This window comes from Brevundimonas sp. Root1423 (assembly GCF_001426805.1).
Genome location: NZ_LMFL01000023.1, coordinates 153,171 through 173,293 on the forward strand (window position 1 = coordinate 153,171; position 20,123 = coordinate 173,293).

26 protein-coding genes, 1 other RNA gene and 3 pseudogenes are annotated in these 20,123 nt (G+C 67.7%); 18 read left to right on the forward strand and 12 right to left on the reverse strand.

The window, feature by feature from the left end:
• The first annotated feature begins 1 nt into the window (after position 1).
• The 3 genes from purB to ASD25_RS14095 all read left to right on the forward strand — a co-directional run bounded on the left by purB (position 2) and on the right by ASD25_RS14095 (position 2,534).
• On the forward strand, positions 2-1,303 hold the full coding sequence (purB, locus tag ASD25_RS14085) for an adenylosuccinate lyase (protein ID WP_056617858.1): 1,302 nt from the start codon (positions 2-4) through the stop codon (positions 1,301-1,303).
• Positions 1,300-1,797, forward strand: coding sequence for a DNA-deoxyinosine glycosylase (locus tag ASD25_RS14090; protein ID WP_056617861.1), 498 nt, complete (start codon positions 1,300-1,302; stop codon positions 1,795-1,797). The genes purB and ASD25_RS14090 overlap by 4 nt, the downstream gene beginning before the upstream one ends.
• Before the next feature lie 116 nt (positions 1,798-1,913).
• Positions 1,914-2,534 carry a fasciclin domain-containing protein gene (locus ASD25_RS14095; RefSeq protein ID WP_056617865.1) on the forward strand — a complete coding sequence of 207 codons (621 nt, stop codon included), beginning with the start codon at positions 1,914-1,916 and terminating at the stop codon, positions 2,532-2,534.
• 77 nt (positions 2,535-2,611) lie between these two features.
• Here ASD25_RS14095 and ASD25_RS14100 read toward each other — a convergent pair whose 3' ends face one another.
• On the reverse strand, positions 2,612-2,935 hold the full coding sequence (locus ASD25_RS14100) for a DUF1476 domain-containing protein (protein WP_056617868.1): 324 nt from the start codon (positions 2,933-2,935) through the stop codon (positions 2,612-2,614).
• Between the two features lie 270 nt (positions 2,936-3,205).
• On the opposite strand from ASD25_RS14100, the gene ASD25_RS14105 reads away from it, so the two are divergent.
• The 8 genes and pseudogenes from ASD25_RS14105 to ASD25_RS14125 form a co-directional block, all read left to right on the forward strand.
• The coding region (locus ASD25_RS14105; RefSeq protein ID WP_235562733.1) for a phosphoribosylaminoimidazolesuccinocarboxamide synthase at positions 3,206-3,777 on the forward strand (572 nt) is incomplete at its 3' end.
• 1 nt (position 3,778) lies between these two features.
• A pseudogene (locus tag ASD25_RS32020) lies at positions 3,779-4,050 on the forward strand (phosphoribosylaminoimidazolesuccinocarboxamide synthase); the annotation flags it as partial.
• Positions 4,051-4,055: 5 nt separating this feature from the next.
• Positions 4,056-4,235 (forward strand): phosphoribosylaminoimidazolesuccinocarboxamide synthase, encoded by a 180-nt coding sequence (locus ASD25_RS29460; RefSeq protein WP_304439657.1) that lies wholly within the window; start codon positions 4,056-4,058, stop codon positions 4,233-4,235.
• A gap of 1 nt (position 4,236) precedes the next feature.
• Positions 4,237-4,473 carry a phosphoribosylformylglycinamidine synthase subunit PurS gene (gene purS, locus ASD25_RS14110; protein ID WP_056617871.1) on the forward strand — a complete coding sequence of 79 codons (237 nt, stop codon included), beginning with the start codon at positions 4,237-4,239 and terminating at the stop codon, positions 4,471-4,473.
• Positions 4,470-4,601: a hypothetical protein gene (locus ASD25_RS32825; protein WP_255356162.1), complete on the forward strand. Its 132-nt coding sequence runs from the start codon at positions 4,470-4,472 to the stop codon at positions 4,599-4,601. Before purS ends, ASD25_RS32825 begins: the two co-directional genes overlap by 4 nt.
• Positions 4,602-4,657: 56 nt before the next feature.
• Positions 4,658-5,122: a YbhB/YbcL family Raf kinase inhibitor-like protein gene (locus tag ASD25_RS14115; RefSeq protein WP_056617874.1), complete on the forward strand. Its 465-nt coding sequence runs from the start codon at positions 4,658-4,660 to the stop codon at positions 5,120-5,122.
• A gap of 52 nt (positions 5,123-5,174) precedes the next feature.
• Entirely contained in the window at positions 5,175-5,837 is a 663-nt protein-coding gene (gene purQ / locus ASD25_RS14120; protein WP_056617878.1) for a phosphoribosylformylglycinamidine synthase subunit PurQ, read from the forward strand.
• 20 nt (positions 5,838-5,857) lie between these two features.
• Positions 5,858-6,403: a sugar O-acetyltransferase gene (locus ASD25_RS14125; protein ID WP_304439652.1), complete on the forward strand. Its 546-nt coding sequence runs from the start codon at positions 5,858-5,860 to the stop codon at positions 6,401-6,403.
• On the opposite strand, the gene ASD25_RS14130 is transcribed toward ASD25_RS14125, so the two are convergent.
• Positions 6,400-7,437, reverse strand: a complete 1,038-nt coding sequence (locus ASD25_RS14130; protein ID WP_056617883.1) for an aspartyl/asparaginyl beta-hydroxylase domain-containing protein — start codon at positions 7,435-7,437, stop codon at positions 6,400-6,402. The two genes, ASD25_RS14125 and ASD25_RS14130, sit on opposite strands and share 4 nt — an antisense overlap.
• Before the next feature lie 44 nt (positions 7,438-7,481).
• A complete protein-coding gene (locus tag ASD25_RS14135; RefSeq protein ID WP_162252076.1) occupies positions 7,482-7,721 on the reverse strand; it encodes a hypothetical protein in 240 nt (79 codons plus the stop codon).
• 112 nt (positions 7,722-7,833) lie between these two features.
• Between ASD25_RS14135 and ASD25_RS14140 the strand changes: the two genes are divergently transcribed.
• Entirely contained in the window at positions 7,834-8,637 is an 804-nt protein-coding gene (locus tag ASD25_RS14140; protein ID WP_056617889.1) for a hypothetical protein, read from the forward strand.
• Here ASD25_RS14140 and ASD25_RS30480 read toward each other — a convergent pair.
• Entirely contained in the window at positions 8,634-8,777 is a 144-nt protein-coding gene (locus ASD25_RS30480) for a hypothetical protein (protein WP_156389315.1), read from the reverse strand. The two genes, ASD25_RS14140 and ASD25_RS30480, sit on opposite strands and share 4 nt — an antisense overlap.
• Positions 8,778-8,876: 99 nt before the next feature.
• Between ASD25_RS30480 and ASD25_RS29465 the strand changes: the two are divergent.
• The 4 genes and pseudogenes from ASD25_RS29465 to ASD25_RS14155 form a co-directional block, all read left to right on the forward strand.
• Positions 8,877-9,190 (forward strand): annotated as a pseudogene (locus ASD25_RS29465) (phosphoribosylformylglycinamidine synthase II); the annotation flags it as partial.
• Position 9,191: 1 nt separating this feature from the next.
• Positions 9,192-11,255, forward strand: a pseudogene (gene purL, locus ASD25_RS14145) (phosphoribosylformylglycinamidine synthase subunit PurL); the annotation flags it as partial.
• The gene (locus ASD25_RS14150) at positions 11,255-11,683 is read left to right on the forward strand and encodes a DUF305 domain-containing protein (RefSeq protein ID WP_056617892.1); all 429 of its coding nucleotides are present in this window, start codon (positions 11,255-11,257) and stop codon (positions 11,681-11,683) included. The pseudogene purL and the gene ASD25_RS14150, both read left to right, overlap by 1 nt.
• Before the next feature lie 52 nt (positions 11,684-11,735).
• Positions 11,736-13,304: an alkaline phosphatase gene (locus tag ASD25_RS14155; RefSeq protein ID WP_056617895.1), complete on the forward strand. Its 1,569-nt coding sequence runs from the start codon at positions 11,736-11,738 to the stop codon at positions 13,302-13,304.
• Here ASD25_RS14155 and ASD25_RS14160 read toward each other — a convergent pair whose 3' ends face one another.
• The 8 genes from ASD25_RS14160 to ASD25_RS14190 form a co-directional block, all read right to left on the reverse strand.
• A complete protein-coding gene (locus ASD25_RS14160) occupies positions 13,305-13,628 on the reverse strand; it encodes a BlaI/MecI/CopY family transcriptional regulator (RefSeq protein WP_056617899.1) in 324 nt (107 codons plus the stop codon).
• A complete protein-coding gene (locus ASD25_RS14165) occupies positions 13,628-14,098 on the reverse strand; it encodes a MotA/TolQ/ExbB proton channel family protein (protein ID WP_056617903.1) in 471 nt (156 codons plus the stop codon). The genes ASD25_RS14160 and ASD25_RS14165 overlap by 1 nt, the downstream gene beginning before the upstream one ends.
• Positions 14,099-14,136: 38 nt before the next feature.
• Positions 14,137-15,249: an alpha/beta hydrolase gene (locus tag ASD25_RS14170; protein WP_056617906.1), complete on the reverse strand. Its 1,113-nt coding sequence runs from the start codon at positions 15,247-15,249 to the stop codon at positions 14,137-14,139.
• A gap of 54 nt (positions 15,250-15,303) precedes the next feature.
• Positions 15,304-16,128, reverse strand: coding sequence for a TIGR00282 family metallophosphoesterase (locus ASD25_RS14175; protein ID WP_056617910.1), 825 nt, complete (start codon positions 16,126-16,128; stop codon positions 15,304-15,306).
• Complete coding sequence (locus tag ASD25_RS14180) at positions 16,125-16,670, reverse strand: 5-formyltetrahydrofolate cyclo-ligase (RefSeq protein WP_056617912.1); 546 nt, start codon at positions 16,668-16,670, stop codon at positions 16,125-16,127. Before ASD25_RS14180 ends, ASD25_RS14175 begins: the two co-directional genes overlap by 4 nt.
• Positions 16,671-16,788: 118 nt before the next feature.
• Positions 16,789-16,949, reverse strand: a non-coding RNA gene (gene ssrS, locus ASD25_RS29470) — 6S RNA.
• Positions 16,950-17,000: 51 nt separating this feature from the next.
• On the reverse strand, positions 17,001-17,312 hold the full coding sequence (locus ASD25_RS14185) for a cell division protein ZapA (protein WP_056617915.1): 312 nt from the start codon (positions 17,310-17,312) through the stop codon (positions 17,001-17,003).
• Positions 17,312-17,569, reverse strand: coding sequence for a hypothetical protein (locus ASD25_RS14190; RefSeq protein WP_056617918.1), 258 nt, complete (start codon positions 17,567-17,569; stop codon positions 17,312-17,314). The genes ASD25_RS14185 and ASD25_RS14190 overlap by 1 nt, the downstream gene beginning before the upstream one ends.
• 143 nt (positions 17,570-17,712) lie before the next feature.
• Here ASD25_RS14190 and tkt point away from each other — a divergent pair, with 143 nt between their 5' ends.
• Positions 17,713-19,662, forward strand: a complete 1,950-nt coding sequence (gene tkt / locus ASD25_RS14195; RefSeq protein ID WP_056619141.1) for a transketolase — start codon at positions 17,713-17,715, stop codon at positions 19,660-19,662.
• A 4-nt stretch (positions 19,663-19,666) separates the two neighbouring features.
• The gene (locus ASD25_RS14200; RefSeq protein ID WP_056617921.1) at positions 19,667-20,110 is read left to right on the forward strand and encodes a VOC family protein; all 444 of its coding nucleotides are present in this window, start codon (positions 19,667-19,669) and stop codon (positions 20,108-20,110) included.
• Positions 20,111-20,123: the final 13 nt, after the last annotated feature.

The following is a 20,123-nucleotide window of genomic DNA, read 5'->3' on the forward strand; positions in this document are numbered from 1 at the left end:
CATGATCAGCCGCTATTCCCGCCCCGCCGCCGTCTCCATCTGGTCGCAGGAGACCAAATACCGGATCTGGTTCGAGATCGAGGCGCACGCCGCCACGCGGATGGCCGAGCTGGGCACGATCCCCGCCAGCGCCGCCGAGGCGATCTGGGCCAAGGGCAAGGACGTCACTTTCGACGCCGACCGCATCGACGAGATCGAACGCACCACCAAGCACGACGTCATCGCCTTCCTGACCCATGTCTCGGAGATCGTCGGCGAGGAAGCGCGCTTCCTGCACCAGGGCATGACCTCGTCGGACGTGCTGGACACCTGTTTCGCGGTCCAGCTGGCGCGGGCCTCCGACCTGCTGATCGAAGGCGTGGACCGGGTGCTGGCGGCGCTGGAGACGCGGGCGAAAGAACACAAATTCACCCCGTGCGTCGGCCGCAGCCACGGCATCCACGCTGAGCCGGTGACCTTCGGCCTGAAGCTGGCCGGCTACCACGCCGAGTTCCAGCGCGCGAAGCGCCGCCTGCTGATCGCCAAGGAAGAGATCGCCACCTGCGCTATCTCGGGCGCCGTCGGCACCTTCGCCAATGTCGATCCGGCGGTGGAACAGTATGTGGCCGAGAAGATGGGTCTGGCCGTCGAGCCCGTCTCGACCCAGGTCATCCCGCGTGACCGTCACGCCGCCTTCTTCGCGGCCCTGGGCGTCGTCGCCTCTTCGGTCGAGCGGCTGGCCATCGAGATTCGCCACCTGCAGCGCACGGAAGTCCTCGAAGCCGAGGAGTTCTTCGACAAGGGCCAGAAGGGCTCGTCGGCCATGCCGCACAAGCGCAACCCGATCCTGACCGAGAACCTGACCGGCCTGGCCCGTCTGGTCCGCTCGGCCGTGGTGCCGGCGATGGAGAACGTCGCCCTCTGGCACGAGCGGGACATCAGCCATTCCTCGGTCGAGCGCGGCATCGGCCCGGACGCCACCATCCATCTGGACTTCGCCCTGCACCGTCTGGCCGGCGTGGTCGAGCGGCTGAACGTTTATCCCGAGAACATGCAGAAGAACCTCGACCTGCTGGGCGGGCTGGTTCACTCGCAGCGGGTTATGCTGGCCCTGACGCAGGCAGGCGTGAGCCGCGAGGATGCCTATGCGGCCGTGCAGGAGAACGCCATGAAGGTCTGGCGCGGCGAGGGCCGGTTCCTGGACTTCCTCAAGGCCGACGCCCGCGTGACCCTGCCGGCGGAACAGCTCGAGGCGCTGTTCGACCTCGGCTATCACACCAAGCACGTGGACACCGTGTTCGCCCGGGTGTTCGGCGCGGCGTGAGCCTGAAGCGCGCCTTCGACCCGGTCGTCGACGCCAATACGCGACTGCTGATTCTGGGCAGCCTGCCCGGAGACGCCTCGCTAAAGGCGGCGCAGTACTACGCCCATCCGCAGAACGCCTTCTGGCGGCTGGTCGGCGGCGTCATCGGGCGCGATCTGGCCGCCCTGCCCTATCCCGACCGGCTGGATGCCCTGAAGGCGGCCGGGGTCGGTTTGTGGGACGTCATCGCCAGCGCCACCCGGCCCGGCAGTCTGGACGCCGCCATCCGCGAAGCCGAGACGGCGGACCTGAACCGGCTGGTGCTGGGATTGCCGAAGCTGAAGGCCGTCGCCTTCAACGGCGGCACGTCGGCCCGTATCGGGCGGCGCACGCTGAGCCCGCCCGCAGACGTGCAGCTGATTGACCTGCCATCGTCCAGCCCCGCCCACACCCGATCGCTTGAGTCCAAGGCGGAAGCCTGGAGCGTCCTCAGGCCCTTCGTGCGCCCGGTCTGACATCTGCGGTCACGTGTCGCGCCGGAATTCGTGATCGTCGGTGCATCCTTTCCGGCGCTGATCAGTACCTGCATGCGACGCCGCCGTAAGGGCGGCGCGTATCAGGAGACGCCCCCATGATCCCGACCCGCTTCGCAACCCTCGCCACAGTATCCGCCGCCGCCCTGCTGACGCTGGCCGCATGCAACAAGCCGGAAGAAGCCGCGCCTGCCGACGCCCCCGCGACCGACGCCGCCGCCATGGCCCCTGCCTCGACCGATCCGATGGTCGGCGGCGCCGCCATGAGCCCCAACGAGACGATCGTCGCCAACGCCGGCAAGGCTTCGAACCTGACCACCCTGGTCAGCGCCGTGACCGCCGCCGGTCTGGGCGAGACCCTGTCGGGCCCCGGTCCGTTCACGGTCTTCGCACCGGACAACGCCGCCTTCGAAAAGGTCCCGGCCGCCACCCGCCAGTCGCTGATGGCCCCGGCCGGCAAGGCTGATCTGACCAAGATCCTGACCTACCACGTGGTCCCCGGCCGTCTGACGGCCGCCGACATCGCCTCGCAGGCCCAGGCCGGCGGCGGCACCGCCACCCTGACCACTGTCCAGGGCGAGGAGCTCAAGGTCTCGGCCGGTCCGAACAACACCTGGGTTATCACCGACGCCAAGGGCGGTCGCTCGACCATCACCCAGGCTGACGTGGCCCAGTCGAACGGCATGGTCCATGTCATCGACACGGTCCTGATGCCATAACCACGGCGTCATCGCTGAAACGAGAAGGGCCGCTCCATCGCTGGAGCGGCCCCTTTTCGTTCGCCGTAGGCGCCGCGCTATTCGCCGTTGCGAATCTGGTCGCGGGCGATGGACTGCAGTTCGTCCATCTTGCGGCGGATCTCGCCTTCCGAAACGGTCAGGCCGGCGCCTTCCAGATCCTGCGCGATCTTGCGGAAGACGTCTTCCTCGCCGGGCTGTTCGAAGTCAGCCTTCACGATAGCGCGGCCGTATTCCTCGGCGCCCGCCGCGTTCAGCCCCATTTTTTCAGCAGCCCACAGGCCAAGGAGCTTGTTGCGCCGGGCAACCGCCTTGAACTCCTGTTCCTGATCGAGGGCAAACTTGGACTCGAAGCCCTTTTCCCGATCGTCGAAGGTGGTCATGGGCGTTGCGAGGCTCCGTCAGGCGGCCCAAGCGCGGCCGCAGTCGAGGTGGTCTATATCCACCCCCTACCCGAACGCAACCGGAACTGACGGGGTTGCGACGAGCCGCCTCGGAAGCGTGTCAAAACGACGCTGGTTTGTGTCGCGGCGCCGCATCCGCTAAGGGTTCGCGCGACTTTTTCCCGCCCGCCCGATTCCGGATCAAGCCGCCCAGACACGGTCTGGCCGCTCGTTTCGCGTTTCCGACAGGCTCCGCCCGGACCGAAGATGATGAACGTCAAGCGCAAGAAGCTCTACGAGGGCAAGGCCAAGATCCTCTACGAGGGACCTGAGCCGGGCACGCTGATCCAGTATTTCAAGGACGACGCCACCGCCTTCAACGGCGAGAAGAAGGCCCAGCTCGAAGGCAAGGGCGTGATCAACAATCGTATCAGCGAGTTCGTCATGTCGCGCCTGAACGGCATCGGCGTGACCAACCACTTCATCAAACGCCTGAACCTGCGCGAGCAGCTGATCCGCGAAGTCGAGATCATTCCGCTGGAGGTCGTCTGCCGCAACGTCGTCGCCGGCTCGATGAGCCAGCGCCTGGGCATCGACGAGGGCACGCCCCTGCCCCGCTCGATCATCGAATTCTACCTCAAGAAGGACGAGCTCAACGACCCGATGGTCACCGAAGAGCACATCACGGCCTTCAACTGGGCCACGACCCAGGAGCTGGACGACATCCTGGCCATGACCGTCCGCGTGAACGACTATCTGTCGGGCATGTTCGGCGCCGTCGGCATCACCCTGGTGGACTTCAAGATCGAGTTTGGCCGGGTGTGGGAGAACGACTTCAGCCGNGTGAACGACTATCTGTCGGGCATGTTCGGCGCCGTCGGCATCACCCTGGTGGACTTCAAGATCGAGTTTGGCCGGGTGTGGGAGAACGACTTCAGCCGGGTCATCCTGGCCGACGAGATCAGCCCCGATTCCTGCCGCCTGTGGGACACCAATACGGGCGAGAAGCTGGACAAGGACCGCTTCCGCCGCGATCTGGGCAATGTGATCGAAAGCTACACCGAGGTGGCCCGCCGCCTCGGCATCATGAAAGTTCTGGGGCGCACCGTGAAGACNCATCCTGGCCGACGAGATCAGCCCCGATTCCTGCCGCCTGTGGGACACCAATACGGGCGAGAAGCTGGACAAGGACCGCTTCCGCCGCGATCTGGGCAATGTGATCGAAAGCTACACCGAGGTGGCCCGCCGCCTCGGCATCATGAAGGACATGCCGACCGTGATTCAGGGTGGACTGCACTAAGATGGCCAAGGTGAAGGTGCACGTGTTTCTCAAGCCCGGCGTTCTGGACGTCCAGGGCAAGGCCGTCGAAGGCGCCCTGCACGGCTTGGGCTGGTCCGGCGTGACCAACGCCCGCGTCGGCAAGCTGATCGAGTTCGATCTGGACGGCGTCGCCGATCCCGCCGCCGAGGCGAAGAAGATGTGCGAGCAGCTGCTGGCCAACACCGTGATCGAAAGCTACCGCATCGAGGTCGCGTGAAGCGGCTGATCCAGTTCTCGGTCGCGGCTTTCGTCGTGGTCTGCGTGCTGATCTTCGCCGCGGCGCTGGCCGGCGGGCTGACAGACGATTCGGCTTTCACGCCGGCTGCGAAAGACGCGGCGCACTAGCGACCCGGATCGCGATTGTGCGTTAGGCTGGCTCCAGACACAGCGAGGAGCGATCCATGGCCTTCACCGTCACCTCCACCGGCTTCATCGACGGCGGCGCCCTGCCGGACGCCCAAGTGTATGCAAAGGGCAATCGCTCGCCGCAGCTGAGCTGGTCCGGCGCGCCTGAAGGCACGAAGAGCTTCGCCGTCACCTGCTACGATCCCGATGCGCCGACCGGCTCGGGCTTCTGGCACTGGACCGTGGCCAACATCCCCGCCGATGTGACCGAACTGGCCGAGGGCGGCCCTGTGCACGCCGGCGCGGTCGAGGGCCGCACTGACTTCGGCGAGCCGGGCTTCGGCGGCGCCGCGCCGCCTCCGGGACACGGGCCGCACCGCTACATCTTCACGGTGTTCGCCGTGGACGTGGACAGCCTGCCGGTCACGCCGGAGGACTCGGGTGCCAAATACGGCTTCAACCTGCATTTCCACACCCTGGCCAAGGCCTCGATCACCGGGATCTACGAGAACAAGGGCTGAGCACCGCTCCCCCGCCTGACAAGCCGGCCGAACGCTGCTAAAGGGCGCCGCCATGAGCGCAGCCGTCATCGTCTTCCCCGGTTCCAACTGCGACCGCGACTGCAAGGTCGCCGTCGAACGCTCGACGGGCGAGCGGGTCCAAATGGTCTGGCATCAGGAGACGGAACTGCCGTCAGGCCTGGACCTGATCGTGCTGCCGGGCGGCTTCTCCTACGGCGACTATCTCCGCTGCGGAGCCATGGCGGTGCAGTCGCCGATCATGCAGGCGGTGAAGAAGGCCGCCGACGACGGCGTGGCCGTTCTGGGCATCTGCAACGGCTTCCAGATCCTGTGCGAGGCTGGAATGCTGCCGGGCGCCCTGCTGCGCAACGCGGGTTTGAAATACGTCTGCAAGCCGATCAGCCTGACCGTGACCAATGGCCAGACACGCTTCACCGCCGGCTATCAGGGCCAGCGTGAGGTGATCATGACCCAGGGCAATGGCGACGGAAACTATTTCGCCGCGCCGGAAGAGCTCGCCCGCCTCGAGGGCGAGGGTCAGGTCGTGTTTCGTTATGTCGACAACCCCAACGGCTCGGTGAACGACATCGCCGGCGTCCAGAATGCGCGCGGCAACGTGCTGGGGATGATGCCGCACCCGGACCGGGCGTTCGAGGAAGAGCTGGGCTCGGCCGACGGCGCGACCCTGTTCCGGTCCATCTACGCCGCCGCCTGAGCCGCGGCTCGGCGATGACCATGAGCGAACGTCAGAAGATGGTCGCCGGGGAGCCCTACGATCCGGGCGATCCCGGGCTTCAGGCCGATCATGCGGCCGCAAAACAGTGGATGATCCGCTACAACGCGGCTTTCGGATCCAGCCCTGCCGACCGGCTCGCCCTGCTACGCGAACGGCTGTCCGCGGCGGGTGACGGCGCGGTGATCCGCCCTCCGTTTCATTGCGACTACGGCTACAACATCTCGCTGGGCCGCGGCGCCTTCCTGAACTTCAACTGCGTGATTCTGGATGTCTGCGAGGTTGTCATCGGCGACCAGACCCAGATCGGCCCGGGCGTGCAGATTCTGACCGCGGATCATCCGCGGGCGCCGGAAGAGCGCGCCGCGGGGATCGAGTTCGGCAGGCCGATCCGGATCGGCCGCAATGTCTGGATCGGCGGCGGCGCCCTGATCCTGCCGGGCGTCACGGTGGGCGACGACGCCATCATCGGCGCAGGCTCGGTGGTGACCCGGGATGTCCCCGCCGGAGCGACGGTCATGGGCAACCCCGCGCGCGTGAAGGCCTAGACGCCCCAGGCCTTTCCGCCCGCGCCATAGTCGTCGATGGCCTGGAACATGGCGGAGACCAGCGCGCGCTCTTCCTCGGTCACCTCAGGCTTCCAGACGTCGAAGATAAGGACGGTGCGGTCCTGACCGCTGTCATTGGCCGCCTCGTGCTCGATGGTGTCGTCGAAGGCCCAGGCCTGACCCTCCTTCCATTCGCGCACGTCGTTGCCGACGCGGAAGCGCGAGCCCGGCGGCGCGATCAGGGGCAGGTGGCAGATCAGGCGGGTGTTGATCAGCCCGTGATGCGGCGGGATGCGCGCGCCGGGCGTCAGCCGCGAGAACAGGATCGACGGCGTCCGGCCGGGCACGCGGCACAATGGAACCCCGGAGAGGGCCTCGAGCGTGCGCGGGCAGCGGCGCGCCATGTCAGGCTGCTCCTCGCCGTCCTTCCACAGAAACAGGGCGCTCCAGTCGGCGTTCGAAGCCATGCCCTTCGAATCGGTGTTGGGCCGGTCGGCGCGGGGTTCGACATAGGGGCGGAACAGATCCGGTTCGGCCAGCAGGGCCTGAAGCTCGGTCCGGATGTCCGCTGTCGCATCCTCGACCGCCGTCATCCACGGCAGGGTCTCGCGCGGCTGGAACTGGATCTGTGGCAGGCCGGGCAGCAGATAGAAGCGCGGTTCCTGCTGATACAGCCGCTTGCGGCCGGCCATCAGGTCCAGCGACAGGGTGAAACGGTCGCTGGACGTCGCCGCGTCAAAGCCGGAGCGAGCCAAACTGTCAGTCAGGTATGACTGGAACCGCGCGCTCTGGTCCTGCATGGCGCTCTGGGCCCGCCGCAAATCCGCTACCAGATCGGCTGGGAGGCCCTTGACCTCGGCGGCGCCGCGCAGGGCTGAGCCGTAGAAACTGGCTGCCGCCCGATCATCGCCAAGGCCGACGAGGGCGTCGCCCTTGGCGATCAGCGCGCGCAAGTCCCGCGGATTGGCGCGCAGGACCCGGTCGGCCTCGGCCAGCCTCGCCTCGAACGTTCGTTGTCCAGCGTCTTCCCCCATGTGCTGATCGGTAGCCGGCGAGGGAAGCCCGTCAAGACGAAACGTCAGACCGCGGGATTGTCGGCCCGGGAACTGCCGTCCTCGTCAGAGCCCTGAACGCCGACAGACTGATCCAGCGCGTCGGGATCGCTCTCGTCGGGCGTGCGGACACCGCCGGGATCGCGCTGGGCCTTCAACTCGCGCTCACCAAGGCCGAGGCCCTGTTCGCGGGCGCGGTCGGCCTGAACGGTGTCCGTTTCGAACACCGGGGATTCGGAGGGGGTCGCGGGGTCTTTGTCGGCCATGGTCAGTCTCCATTCCTGAGGCCGGTTCAACCCGCGTCGAGACGTCCCGGTTCCGGGATTGAACCTTTGTCCGCGACCGCACGTACTTGTGTCCACGTCCGAGGAGAAACCGATGTCGTCCATTGTCCGCGCCACGCCCGCCCAGATGACCCGCCGGGTCATCGTTCTGGCGGCGGCGATCTTCGCGATCGTCGTCGGGCAGGGGCAGATGGCGCTGGGGCTGGGCCAGACGGCCGCCGAGTTCGCCGCCGACAGCGACGCGACCCTGAAGGTCGCCGGCTACGCCTTCGCCATCTGGGGTCTCATCTATCTGGGATTGCTTGTCTACGCCGTGCGGCAAGTCCTGCCACAGACGGGCGAGAGCCTGTTGATCCAGCGTTTCGGCTGGCCGTCAGCGGCGGCGATGACCGGTATCGGCCTCTGGATCGTCGCGGCGGCCATGGATGCGGAACTGGCGACGGTGGTCCTCATCTTCGGGTCTCTGGCGGTGCTGCTGGTTCCGCTACTCGGCAACGCGGGCGCGATTCGCGCCCTTCCCATCCGGGAACGCGATCGATGGATGTTGGTGTGGCCGCTGGCCCTGCTGGCCGGGTGGCTGACCGTGGCCGCGCCTCTGAACCTGATTACAGTGGCGACCGGCAACGGCGCCCTGCCCGCGGCGCTTCCGCCAACGGTCTGGGCGATGATCGCCATTGCCGTCGTCGGTGTTGTCGCCCTGGGCGTCACGCAACGCATCAGGACCGTCGCCTATGCAATCCCGATCGCATGGGGCTTGCTGGGAGCCTTCGTGGCGGAACAACCGCGCAATGGTGCGCTCGCTTACTTTGCGCTGGCCGCCGCCGTCGGGGTGCTGGTCGGAGCGATCGTGCTAAGCCTTGGCCTGCGCCGGGGCGTGGAACGACCCGTCAGGGCCTAACCCTCGTCCTGTTCGTCGTCGTTGGCGGCCTCTTTCGAGGCTCGTTCGGCGGCGGCCGAAGCGCCCGCATCATCGGCGGCGATCTCGGGCGCGTCGGGATCTTCGGGCGTCGCAGCGGGGTCGATGGGTTCGTTCGGCATCGCAGCCTCCTTCAGCTTCACAGAAACAATGGGCGTCAGAGCGCGATGTTCCGCGTGGGCGGCTGACACGACTCCCCTGAACGGCTAGAAGGCGCGCCCATGAGCGCTCCTGAAAAGACCATGGCCGAACTGGCCGCCGAATACGGCCTGGCCCCGAACGAATATCAGGTCGTCCTCGACCGGCTGGGCCGAGAGCCCAACAACGTCGAACTGGGCGTCTTCTCGGTGATGTGGTCCGAGCACTGCTCGTACAAGTCGTCCAAGATCCATCTGGGCAAATTCCCGACCAAGGGACCGCGCGTCATCTGCGGACCGGGCGAGAACGCCGGCGTCATCGACATCGACGACGGCGACGCCTGCATCTTCAAGATGGAGAGCCACAACCACCCCAGCTTCATCGAGCCCTACCAGGGNGCGCCGGCCTGGACCAAGGCGCCCTGGTGCAGGGATTTGTGATAGGGACCGCGCGTCATCTGCGGACCGGGCGAGAACGCCGGCGTCATCGACATCGACGACGGCGACGCCTGCATCTTCAAGATGGAGAGCCACAACCACCCCAGCTTCATCGAGCCCTACCAGGGCGCGGCGACGGGCGTGGGCGGCATCATGCGCGACGTCTTCACCATGGGCGCGCGCCCGGTGGCCCTGCTGAACGCCCTGCGCTTCGGCGACCCCTCGCACGAGAAGACGAAGCGCCTGGTGAAGGGCGTCGTCTCGGGCATCGGCGGCTACGGCAACTGCGTCGGCGTGCCGACGGTGGCGGGCGAAACCAATTTCCACGCGGGCTACAACGGCAACATCCTGGTCAACGCCATGTGCGTGGGCGTGGCGAAGGCCGACAGCATCTTCTACTCGGCCGCGCCGGGCGGCGGCATGTCGGTGGTCTATTTCGGCTCCAAGACGGGCCGAGACGGCATCCACGGTGCGACCATGGCCTCGGCCGAGTTCGACGAGGACTCGGACGAGAAGCGCCCGACCGTGCAGGTCGGCGACCCCTTCGCCGAGAAGCTGCTGATCGAGGCGACGCTGGAACTGATGGCCTCGGGCGCCGTGGCCGCCATCCAGGACATGGGCGCGGCGGGCCTGACCTCCTCGTCGGTCGAGATGGCCGGCAAGGGCGGCGTCGGCATCGAGCTGAACATGGACGCCGTGCCCCAGCGCGAAGAAGGCATGACCGCCTATGAGATGATGCTGTCGGAGAGCCAGGAGCGGATGCTGGCGGTCCTGAAGCCCGGCCGCGAGGAAGACGGCCACCGCATCTTCAAGAAGTGGGGTCTCGACGCCGCCGTCATCGGCAAGACCACCGACACCGGCCATCTGGTCCTGAAGCACCACGGCGAGATCGTCTGCGATGTGCCGCTGGCCCCGCTGTTCGACGACGCGCCCCTATACGACCGCCCGTGGGTCCAGCCCGCGCTGCAGCCGCGTCTGGCCCCCGCCGACGTGCCCGCCCCCGAGGTCTGGGTCGATGCGGTGCTGAAGGTGCTGACCTGCCCCGACATGGCGTCCAAGCGCTGGATCTGGGAGCAGTATGACCGCCACGTGATGGCCGACACCCTGCAGGACTCCTCGACGGGCGCCGACGCCGGCGTGGTTCGCGTGCATGGCACGGACAAGGGTCTGGCCATGACCTCGGACTGCACCCCCCGCTATGTGCTGGCCGACCCCTATGAGGGCGGCAAACAGTGCGTGGCCGAGGCCTGGCGCAACCTGACCGCCGTCGGCAGCCGGCCCATCGCCATCACCGACAATCTGAATTTCGGCAACCCGCAGCGGCCCGAGATCATGGGCCAGATCGTCCGCGCCATCGACGGCATGGCCGAGGCCTGCCGGGTGCTGGACTTCCCGGTCGTGAGCGGCAACGTCAGCCTCTACAACGAGACCAACGGCGCAGCCATTCCGCCGACCCCGACGGTCGGGGCCGTGGGTCTGCTGACCAACTATGACGTGGTTGTCGGCTTCGGCGGCATGGTCGAGGGCGACGTGCTGGTGCTGATCGGCGAGACGGTCGGCGAGCTGGGCTCGTCCATCTATCTGCGCGAGGTTCTGGGCCGCGAGGACGGCGCCCCGCCGCCGGTCGATCTGGCGCTGGAGCGGGTCACGGGCGACTTCGTGCGCGGCCTGATCGAGGCCGGAGACCTGACCTGCGTCCACGACCTGTCGGACGGCGGCCTGATCGGGGCGGCGGCGGACATCGCCCTGGCCTCCGACTGCGGGGTCGAGCTGGACGCGACCTCGGCGACCCACGCCCACATCCTGCTCTTCGGCGAGGATCAGGCCCGTTATCTGGTCGCCACTCCGGACGCGACGGGAATCATCGCGGCGGCCCAGAAGGCCGGATTGCACGCCTCGGTCGTGGGCCGCGCCAAAGGCCGGGACTTCTCCTCGGGCGGACCGGACGGCGACCTGTTCCGCGTGCCGCTGGATCATCTGCGCGAGATGCACGAGGCCTGGATGCCGAACTGGATCGAAGGCTGATGCGCGCCGGCCTGACGCTCGTTGCGGCCGCCGCGCTCGCTCTGGGCGCCTGTGACGGCGGCGGCGACCCGGTCCAGCAAGCCCTGCGCGAGACGGCGGCGACGAACCAGTCGGCGACGGTCAAGGAAGGGGTGACGAGCGCCCACGCGTCGGCGAGCCATGGCGCAACCCTTGGCGATCGGACCTTCGCGGCGTCAGAGGCGGCGATGCACGCGGGTATGGCGACGGCGTCAGGCGAGACCGTGGACGAAGCCTATATCGCCAAGATGATCGAGCACCATCGCGGCGCCGTGGCCATGGCGGACGTGGCCCTCGCGCGGTCGCAGGACGCCGAAATCCGCCGCATGGCGCAGGCCGTCAAGGATACGCAGATGCGCGAAATCGCCGAAATGCAGGCCTGGAAACCGGCTCCCGCATCAGGCAAGTGACGAGCGTCACATTTCCGGGCTAGGTCGGACGCGTCGCTGACCGGAGGCCGCCATGCGCTCGTTCGATTCCCTGTCCCGTCGCGGACTGCTGCTGGGCCTCGGCGTCGGCGGCGTGCTGGCAAGCTCCAGCCGTCAGGCGCTCGCCGACCCGGTGTTCGCGGAATACCCGTTCCAGCTGGGCATCGCCGCCGGCGACCCCGCCCCCGACGGCTTCGTGATCTGGACCCGGCTGGCCCCGCGTCCGCTGGAGATCGGCAACGGCATGCCGTCCCAGCCCGTGGCGGTGAAATGGGAAATCGCAACGGATCGCGGCTTCTCCAACGTGGCGCAGAAGGGCGAAGCTGTCGCCCGGCCCGAGATGGCCCACGCCGTCCATGTCGAGGTCGTTGGGCTGGAGCCCGGCCGGGACTATTTCTACCGCTTCATCGCCGGGACCGAACGCACTGCCACGGGCCGGGCCAAGACGGCGCCGGCGGCCGGGTCGGCGGTCGCCCGCGCCAAGTTCGGCGTGCTGGGATGCCAGGCCTGGGAGCAGGGCTTCTACACCGCCCACCGCAAGGCTGCGGCCGAGGACCTCGACTTCGTCTACTGCTACGGCGACTACATCTACGAAGGGCGCGGCAGCCGGACCTACACGGGGTCGGGCGGCACAATGGAGAACCCGCGCCAGCATTTCGGCGGCGAATGCTATTCGCTGGACGACTACCGGCGCCGCTACGCCCAGTACAAGATGGACACGGACCTGCAGGCCAGCCACGCGGCGGCGGCATGGTATGTGACGTGGGACGATCACGAGATCGCCAACAACTGGGTCGGCGCGTTCGACGACGGCGTGCCGCCCGAGGTCTTCCTGCTGCGGCGGCAGGCGGCGGCCCAGGCCTTCTACGAGCATATGCCGCTGCGCCGGTCGGCCTTCCCGCGTGGGGCGGAGATGCAGCTGTACCGCCAGTCGTCGTGGGGCGACTTGCTTGACCTGAATTTCCTGGACACCCGCTCCTACCGCTCGGATCAGCCCTGCGATGACGCCTGGGCGTCGACCTGCGCCGGCGTGTCGGCGCGGGACGCCGAGGTGCTGGGGCAGGCGCAAGAGGCGTGGCTGTACCGCAACCTCGACCAGTCGCGGGCGCACTGGAAGGTGCTGGCGCAGCAGATCATGGTGATGGATCTGGACCGCAAGGAAGGGCCCGATCCGGGCTACAACCTCGACACCTGGGCCGGCTATTCGATCCCGCGCCAGCGGTTGCTGGACCGGCTGCGCGAACGCCGGATCGGCAACACCATCGTCCTGACCGGGGACGAACACCAGAACTATGCGGGCGAGCTGTACCGCGACAGCCACAATCCCGAGGGCGCGCCGATCGCGTCCGAGTTCGTGACGACCTCGATCAGTTCGTCAGGCGACGGTCAGGACCAGCGGGCCGACGGGCGGCGATATCTGGTGGACAACCCCTTCCTCAAGTTCAACAACGCCCAGCGCGGCTATGTCGTCTGCGACGTGACGCCGGAACGTTGGCAGACCGAGTTCAAGGTGCTGGACAAGGTGTCTGACAAGACCGGCGTGCTGACGACCCGGGCGAAGCTGGCCGTGGCCAGCGGCGACGCGCGGGTCGTGCCGGCCTGACTAGAGGTCCAGCCGGTCAGCCAGCAGGGCGACGAGGCGGTCGGGCTTACCGTCGAACAGGCGGTCCAGCAGGTCCTGTACCTCGCCCTCGACATAGGCCTGCCGGTCGATGACGGCGTGATAGCACTGGCGGCCGTCTTCCCTGACCGATTTGACGGCGCCCTTCTGCATCAGGCGATGCAGAAGGGTCTTGATGGTCGCGTCGCCCCAAGGATTGGCCGCCTTCACCTCATCGATCAGGGAGGCGAAGGACAGCGGACCGCGCTGCCACAGCGCGGCGAGGACCGCGCTCTCGGCCTCCGTGACGTGAAGACGGTCGGCCATCAGGAGCCCAGAACGGTGCGGTCGATGCGGGCCTCGATGACCCAATGGCAGATCACGCCGACGACGCCAGCCAGCAGTCCCAGCAGGAACAGAAGGGCCGCTTCGGCAAAGCCCGGGGCCAGCACCGTGACCGGAACCGGTCCGCCGGCATTGGCGATGCCGATGAAGCCCATCAACAGCACGAACATCGCGCCCATGAGGCCCAGCAGCGGACCTCCCAGCCTCAACGCCGAGACATAGGCCGACCCGCCCGACAGTCGGCGGCCCGAAGCCAGCTTTAGCACTGTCAGGATCACGGCGGCCAGGGCGCCGACGACAAGCAGGAGCATGACCAGTTTCACCTCGGGCGAGGCGTCGCCGAACACATTGCCCAGCGTAATGTCGGGACCCGCCGCAGAGGCGACGCCGGGGGCCGCAAGCGCGGCCAGAAGGGCCACTGCGCCGGCGCAGGAAATTCGCGAATCAGTCATGAAAGTCTCCTTGGTTGAAGTGGGGCTGGCGCGCACAATCACGGGACTCGGACGGTGTCGATGCGATCACCGTTGACGAAGAGGATCATCGCATTCGGTTCGAAGTCCGCACGGACGTCCATGTCCGGGATGAAGAAGCTCGTCGGAGAGCGGGGCCTCAGATCGACGGGCGGCATACCGGGGATGGCGGCGCGCAGGCCTAGCGACGTGGGAGCGATCCCAATCTCAACGCCGTTCTGCAGCGCGTAGCGGCCGGCGAGCTTGGCCAGCCCGTCAGCTGGCACATCGACCGGCTGGGGAAATTCAAGCGGCGCCTGGCGGGGCAGCAGGAACGGCAGGGCCTCTCCGAGGGCTGCGGGATAATAGGTGATGTGGAAGTCGCCGGCGAAGACGTGCGTCGCCAGCCGGTCTCCTCTGCCGGCCAAAGCAGCCGAGAGCTCCCGCCCGCCCTTGAGCATGTAAGGCTCCTCAAGCTCGCCCCAGCCGACGAAAACGCGCGGTCCCTGGCCATTGGCGCTAATCGTGCGCAGCCGGTCCGGCGCCGTCGTGTCGGCCCAGACGGAGGGACTGGCGATGAGGTAGCCCGCAAACGCGTCGGGGTGGTCGGCCAGCACGTTCGCTGTGAAGATGCCGCCCAGCGAATGGCCGAACAGCACGGCGCGCGACGGATCAACCGGATAGCGCGCCTCGATGAAGGGCTTCAGTTCCTCAAGCAGGAAGCGTGTAAACCTGTCCGAGCGGCCGCCGCGCGCGACGCTTCCGTCCTGTCGGGCGACGGGGCGGGGCAGAAGGTCTGCTTCGCGGCTGTTCGGCTGGCCCTGCGGATAACCGACGGTGACCATATAGGCCGGCGACATCGCGCCCCCGCCGCCCAAGACCCAGCCCGCGGCGCCGGCGACGCCCCAGCCTCCGTCCAGTGCATAGACAGCGGCGGCCTTCTGACCGGGAAAGACCGGCGGCCGGGCCGGCGGGGTCACCTCGATCAGATAGTTCCGATCCGCGTGCCGGGACCGGACGATGAACTGCGTCGCCCGGACCTGAATGGCCGGGCCCTCCTCCACAACGGTCAGCGCTTGGGCGCGGGCAGGCTCGTATGGGACGAAGAGAAGGATCGAAGCCGCCAGAGCGGGGAGCAGGGCACGAACGAGCATGAGCCACCTGTTTACGACCGTAATCCGGTTAGATTACACACGTAAACTTCATCGTCAAGCGACCTGCGGGACCGCTTGGCTCAACCGCCCTCCGACCCGGATCGGCTCGACCCGCGTGGCCAGTCCGGTCCTGTCGTCGGTTTCGACATAGACGCCGCAGATCGTGGCCGGCCCGTGGGCCGGGGTGTAGCGGCCGCCCGATAGACGGGTGGTGAAGCGCCGCAGGGGCTCTTCCTTCTCGTTGCCGATCACCGAATCATAGTCGCAGCAGCCGCCAGCGTCAGTCTGGTAGGCGGTGCCGGCGGGCAGGATCTGGCAGTCGGCCGTGGGCACATGGGTGTGGGTGCCGACAACCAGCGACGCCCGGCCGTCGCAGAAATGACCCATGGCCATCTTCTCGGAGGTGGCCTCGCAGTGCATGTCGACGATGATGGCGTCGGCGACCACGCCCAGCGGACAGGCCGCCAGCTCCTTCTCGACCGCGCTGAACGGACAGTCCATCGGATCCATGTGGATGCGGCCCAGCACGTTCATAACCAGCACGGTCTTGCCGCTGTGGGTCTCGAACAGATTGGCCCCCGCGCCCGGAGCGTCCATCAGCCGCGGATAGTTGGCCGGCCGGATCAGCCGCGGCTCGCGCACGATATAGGTCAGGGCCTCGCGCTGGTCCCAACTGTGGTTGCCCAGGGTCAGGCAGTCAGCGCCGGCCATGAAGAGCTCGCGCGCGGTGTTTTCGGTGATACCGAAGCCGCCGGCGGCGTTCTCGGCGTTGACCACCACGAAGTCGAGTTTCAGGTCGCGCTTCAGCCCCGGCAGGTGATCGCTCAGGCCGTCCCGTCCGGACTTGCCGACGACATCACCGAAAAAAGCCAGTCTCATGCGAAGGCTCTATAGCCCTTCTCGGTCAGAACGCCATGCAGGCGGATATCGTGCGTCTCGACCGGCAATCGCTCGACCTCCTGTCCGGCGTAGGCGAAGCCGATGCGGATGACGTCGGGCAGGGCCGCGAAGGTGCGGTCATAGTAGCCGCCCCCCTGCCCCAGCCGCCCGCCAGCGGCGTCGAAGGCCAGCAGCGGCGTCAGGATCAGGTCCGGCTCGACCGCCTCCGCCAGCGGGAACGGCGCGGGCACGCCGGCCTCGTCCAGCTCCAGCGGCTCACCGGGCGACCAGCGGCGGAAAATCATGGGCGCGTCCCGCTCGATCACCACCGGCAGGCACAGTTCGCGCCCGGCCCGGCCGAGCGCCAGCGACAGGGCGTCGATGTCCAGTTCCGAACCTATGGCGCGATAGACGGCGACGATCTCGCCCGGCGGCAGGGCGTCGGCCTGCTCCGCGGCCCGCCCGGCCGCGCTTGCATCCAACCCGGCCAGACGCTTGCGCGTGGCCCGCATGGCGGCGCGGAGCTGATGCTTGTCGGTCATGGGGTGAACCGTCCGGCCGCGTCGAGCACGCGCCGCAGCCCTACGCCTCCGTCCGGCCGCGCTCAAGCAGCGAGCCGCCGCGCGGCGAGTGATAGTGCTCAAAAGAGAGGAGAAGGTTGGCGGCGCCGCGAGAACCGTGAAGAGCGTTTCAATCCTCTCGACCTGGGTAGCCAGGTGGGCGCCGTGTGCCCAGGCCCACGAGCCTGGTCAGGGACAGCTCCCTTCGAGTGAATTAAGGTCGCAAGGAAATGTTGCCTTCGACGTGGGCCGCAGCAAGACCCGCCGTCGAACAAGATAGTCGTTCCGCCGGGGCGGAACAATGGCGAGACGTCACAGACCCTGTGCGATCTTTTCCAGCCGGGCGGCGACGGCGTTCAGGGCCTCGGCCACGCCGTCGGTATTGGCCGCCGCGGACGGAGCCGGAGCCGCCCCGCCGTTGGCGCGCGCCTCGTGCAGTTCGTCGGCCAGCATCAGACCGGCCATCAGGAACAGGCGAATGTCGCCGACATGCCCGACCTCGCCCGCGACCTGACGCACATGGCCGTCGAACTGGCTGGCCAGGGTGCGGACGCGATCCTCCTGGCCATCGGCGCAGCCGACGGCGTAGGGGCGACCGTTGATCTCGACGGTAACAGTCGCCATCAGCGAGCCTCCTGTTCGGACAGGCTTTCACGAATGGCGTCGGCTGCGCGCGACAGGGCTTCAGCGGCGTCGCGGCCGGCCGCTTCCAGCTCGTGGATGCGGATGCGGTCGGTCTCGGTCGAGGGCTCGGGCGCGAACAGGTCGTCATCCGGCACGCGGCTGGATCCCGCCGCGCGTCCCTTGAGGTCCAGCAGCCGGCGCTCGAGCAGGGCGAGCGCGCGGTCGACACGGTCCTTGGCGGCCGAAGCAGCATCCATTCGGGTCAAATCCTCCAGAATCCGTATAGAACCCGCGCGCACGCCGGGGTAAAGCGGCGCGCTTCCTTTTTTCCGCCCCCCGACGAAAGGTCCTCCCCGTGACCGACGCCAAAAACGTATCCGAAAAGGCCACCCCCAAACAGATGGCCGACGCCATCCGGGTGCTTTCCATGGACGGGGTCGAAAAGGCGAACAGCGGCCACCCCGGCATGCCGATGGGCATGGCCGACGTGGCGACGGTGCTGTTTTCGAAATTTCTGAAGTTCGACGCCAGCCGTCCCGACTGGGCCGATCGCGACCGCTTCATCCTGTCGGCCGGCCACGGCTCGATGCTGATCTACAGCCTGCTGCACCTGACCGGCTACAAGGCCGCGACGAAGGAAGAGCTGTCGAACTTCCGCCAGTGGGGATCGAAGACCGCCGGTCACCCGGAATATGGTCACATGCCCGGCGTCGAGACCACGACCGGTCCGCTGGGTCAGGGTCTGGCCAACAGCGTGGGCTTCGCCATGGCTGAGCGCCATCTGGCGGCGCGGTTCGGCGACGGTCTGGTCGACCACCGGACCTGGGTGATCGCGGGCGACGGCTGCCTGATGGAGGGCGTGTCGCAGGAGGCGATCGCCCTCGCCGGCCGATACAAGCTCAGCAAGCTGACCGTGCTGTGGGACGACAATTCGATCACCATCGACGGCGCGGTCTCCCTGTCGGACGCCACAGACCAGAAGGCGCGCTTCAAGGCCGCCGGCTGGGCCGTGAAAGCCATCGACGGCCACGACATCAAGGCCATCAAGTCGGCGCTGCAGTGGGCGACCCGGCAGGACAAGCCGACGCTGATCGCCTGCAAGACCAAGATCGGTCGCGGCGCCGCCACCATGGAAGGCAGCCACAAGACGCACGGCGCCGCCCTCGGCGCCGCCGAGATCGCCGCCACCCGTCTGGGTCTGTCGTGGGCCCATGAGCCGTTCGAACTGCCGGAAGCCGTCGACAAGGCCTGGAAGAAGGTCGGCCGTCGCGGCGCCAAGGACCGCAAGGCGTGGGAGGCGCGGCTGAACGCGTCGTCCCAGGCCGCCGACTTCACCCGCGCGATTAAGGGCGACCTGCCCGCCGGCGCCTTCGACAAGCTGCAGGCGAAGATCGCCGAACTGGTCGAGACAAAACCGGCCCAGGCGACGCGTCAGTCGTCGGGCGCGGCGCTGGACGAGCTGTTCGCCGCCATTCCCGAACTGATCGGCGGCTCGGCCGACCTGACCGGTTCCAACAACACCTTCGTCAAGGGCACGCCGATCTTCGATGCGCCAACCTATGAGGGCCGGTACGTCAACTGGGGCATTCGCGAGTTCGGCATGGCCGCGGCGATGAACGGCATGGCGCTGCACGGCGGGGTCATACCCTACGGCGGCACCTTCATGGTCTTCTCGGACTACAGCCGGCCGGCGATCCGCCTGGGCGCCCTGATGGGGGTACGGGCTATCCACGTCCTGACCCACGACAGCATCGGTCTGGGCGAGGACGGGCCGACGCACCAGCCGGTCGAGCACCTGGCCGCACTGCGCGCCATACCGAACCTGCTGGTCTTCCGCCCCGCCGACACGGTCGAGGCCATGGAGTGCTGGCAGCTGGCGCTCGAGCACAAGACCGCGCCCTCGGCCATGGCCCTGTCGCGCCAGAAGACCGCTGCGGTGCGGACGGTCGCCGCGTCCGAAAACCTGTCGGCCAGGGGCGCCTATGAACTGCGCGCCGCCAACGGAACAGCCAAGGCGACCCTGTTCGCCACGGGCACCGAGGTGCCGCTTGCGCTCGCCGCCGCCGATGCGCTGGAAGCGGAAGGCACCCCGGCCCGAGTAGTCTCGGTCCCCTGTTTCGAGCTCTTCTTCCAGCAGCCCAAGGCTTATCAGGACGGCGTCATCGGGCGCGGCACGGTCCGCGTCGCCGTAGAGGCCGCGATCCAGCAGGGCTGGGAACGGTTCATCGGCGAGGACGGCGGCTTTGTCGGCATGGACAGCTTCGGGGCATCCGCTCCGGCAGAGGTTCTGTACGAGAAGTTCGGAATCACGACGGACGCGGTCGTTGCAGCGGTCAAGGCGCGACTTTAGAGCCATGGCGCATCTCGGGGCCGTCAGCCTGCTGGTCCGCGACTACGACGAGGCCAGCGCCTTCTTTGTCGGCAAACTGGGTTTCGAGCTCAGTGAGGACACGGACATGGGCGGCGGCAAGCGCTGGGTGCGGGTGACGCCGACGGGCGGCCAGACATCCCTGCTGCTGGCGCGCGCGACGACGGACGCGCAGCGCGACGCTGTGGGCCGACAGGCGGGCGATCGGGTCTGGCTGTTTCTCGAGACGGACGACCTGATCCGCGACCACGCAGCGTGGTCGGCGGCGGGCGTCGTCTTCCGCGAAGCGCCCCGTCACGAGCCCTATGGCAAGGTGGTGGTCTTTGAGGACCTTTACGGCAACGCCTGGGACCTGATCGAACCCGCCTGCCCTGGAAACTACTCCCACGCGCGTCCCCGGGAGACAAGATCGTCCCTAGCGGGACTGTAGCGGAAACCACGGG

Coding starts and splice junctions, on each gene's coding strand:
- purB (WP_056617858.1), top strand. CDS start 2: ATGATCAGCCGCTATTCCCGCCCCGCCGCCGTCTCCATCTGGTCGCAG.
- ASD25_RS14095 (WP_056617865.1), top strand. CDS start 1,914: ATGATCCCGACCCGCTTCGCAACCCTCGCCACAGTATCCGCCGCCGCC.
- ASD25_RS14100 (WP_056617868.1), bottom strand. CDS start 2,935: ATGACCACCTTCGACGATCGGGAAAAGGGCTTCGAGTCCAAGTTTGCC.
- purS (WP_056617871.1), top strand. CDS start 4,237: ATGGCCAAGGTGAAGGTGCACGTGTTTCTCAAGCCCGGCGTTCTGGAC.
- ASD25_RS14115 (WP_056617874.1), top strand. CDS start 4,658: ATGGCCTTCACCGTCACCTCCACCGGCTTCATCGACGGCGGCGCCCTG.
- purQ (WP_056617878.1), top strand. CDS start 5,175: ATGAGCGCAGCCGTCATCGTCTTCCCCGGTTCCAACTGCGACCGCGAC.
- ASD25_RS14125 (WP_304439652.1), top strand. CDS start 5,858: ATGAGCGAACGTCAGAAGATGGTCGCCGGGGAGCCCTACGATCCGGGC.
- ASD25_RS14130 (WP_056617883.1), bottom strand. CDS start 7,437: ATGGGGGAAGACGCTGGACAACGAACGTTCGAGGCGAGGCTGGCCGAG.
- ASD25_RS14135 (WP_162252076.1), bottom strand. CDS start 7,721: ATGGCCGACAAAGACCCCGCGACCCCCTCCGAATCCCCGGTGTTCGAA.
- ASD25_RS14140 (WP_056617889.1), top strand. CDS start 7,834: ATGTCGTCCATTGTCCGCGCCACGCCCGCCCAGATGACCCGCCGGGTC.
- ASD25_RS30480 (WP_156389315.1), bottom strand. CDS start 8,777: ATGCCGAACGAACCCATCGACCCCGCTGCGACGCCCGAAGATCCCGAC.
- ASD25_RS14150 (WP_056617892.1), top strand. CDS start 11,255: ATGCGCGCCGGCCTGACGCTCGTTGCGGCCGCCGCGCTCGCTCTGGGC.
- ASD25_RS14155 (WP_056617895.1), top strand. CDS start 11,736: ATGCGCTCGTTCGATTCCCTGTCCCGTCGCGGACTGCTGCTGGGCCTC.
- ASD25_RS14160 (WP_056617899.1), bottom strand. CDS start 13,628: ATGGCCGACCGTCTTCACGTCACGGAGGCCGAGAGCGCGGTCCTCGCC.
- ASD25_RS14165 (WP_056617903.1), bottom strand. CDS start 14,098: ATGACTGATTCGCGAATTTCCTGCGCCGGCGCAGTGGCCCTTCTGGCC.
- ASD25_RS14170 (WP_056617906.1), bottom strand. CDS start 15,249: ATGCTCGTTCGTGCCCTGCTCCCCGCTCTGGCGGCTTCGATCCTTCTC.
- ASD25_RS14175 (WP_056617910.1), bottom strand. CDS start 16,128: ATGAGACTGGCTTTTTTCGGTGATGTCGTCGGCAAGTCCGGACGGGAC.
- ASD25_RS14180 (WP_056617912.1), bottom strand. CDS start 16,670: ATGACCGACAAGCATCAGCTCCGCGCCGCCATGCGGGCCACGCGCAAG.
- ASD25_RS14185 (WP_056617915.1), bottom strand. CDS start 17,312: ATGGCGACTGTTACCGTCGAGATCAACGGTCGCCCCTACGCCGTCGGC.
- ASD25_RS14190 (WP_056617918.1), bottom strand. CDS start 17,569: ATGGATGCTGCTTCGGCCGCCAAGGACCGTGTCGACCGCGCGCTCGCC.
- tkt (WP_056619141.1), top strand. CDS start 17,713: ATGGCCGACGCCATCCGGGTGCTTTCCATGGACGGGGTCGAAAAGGCG.
- ASD25_RS14200 (WP_056617921.1), top strand. CDS start 19,667: ATGGCGCATCTCGGGGCCGTCAGCCTGCTGGTCCGCGACTACGACGAG.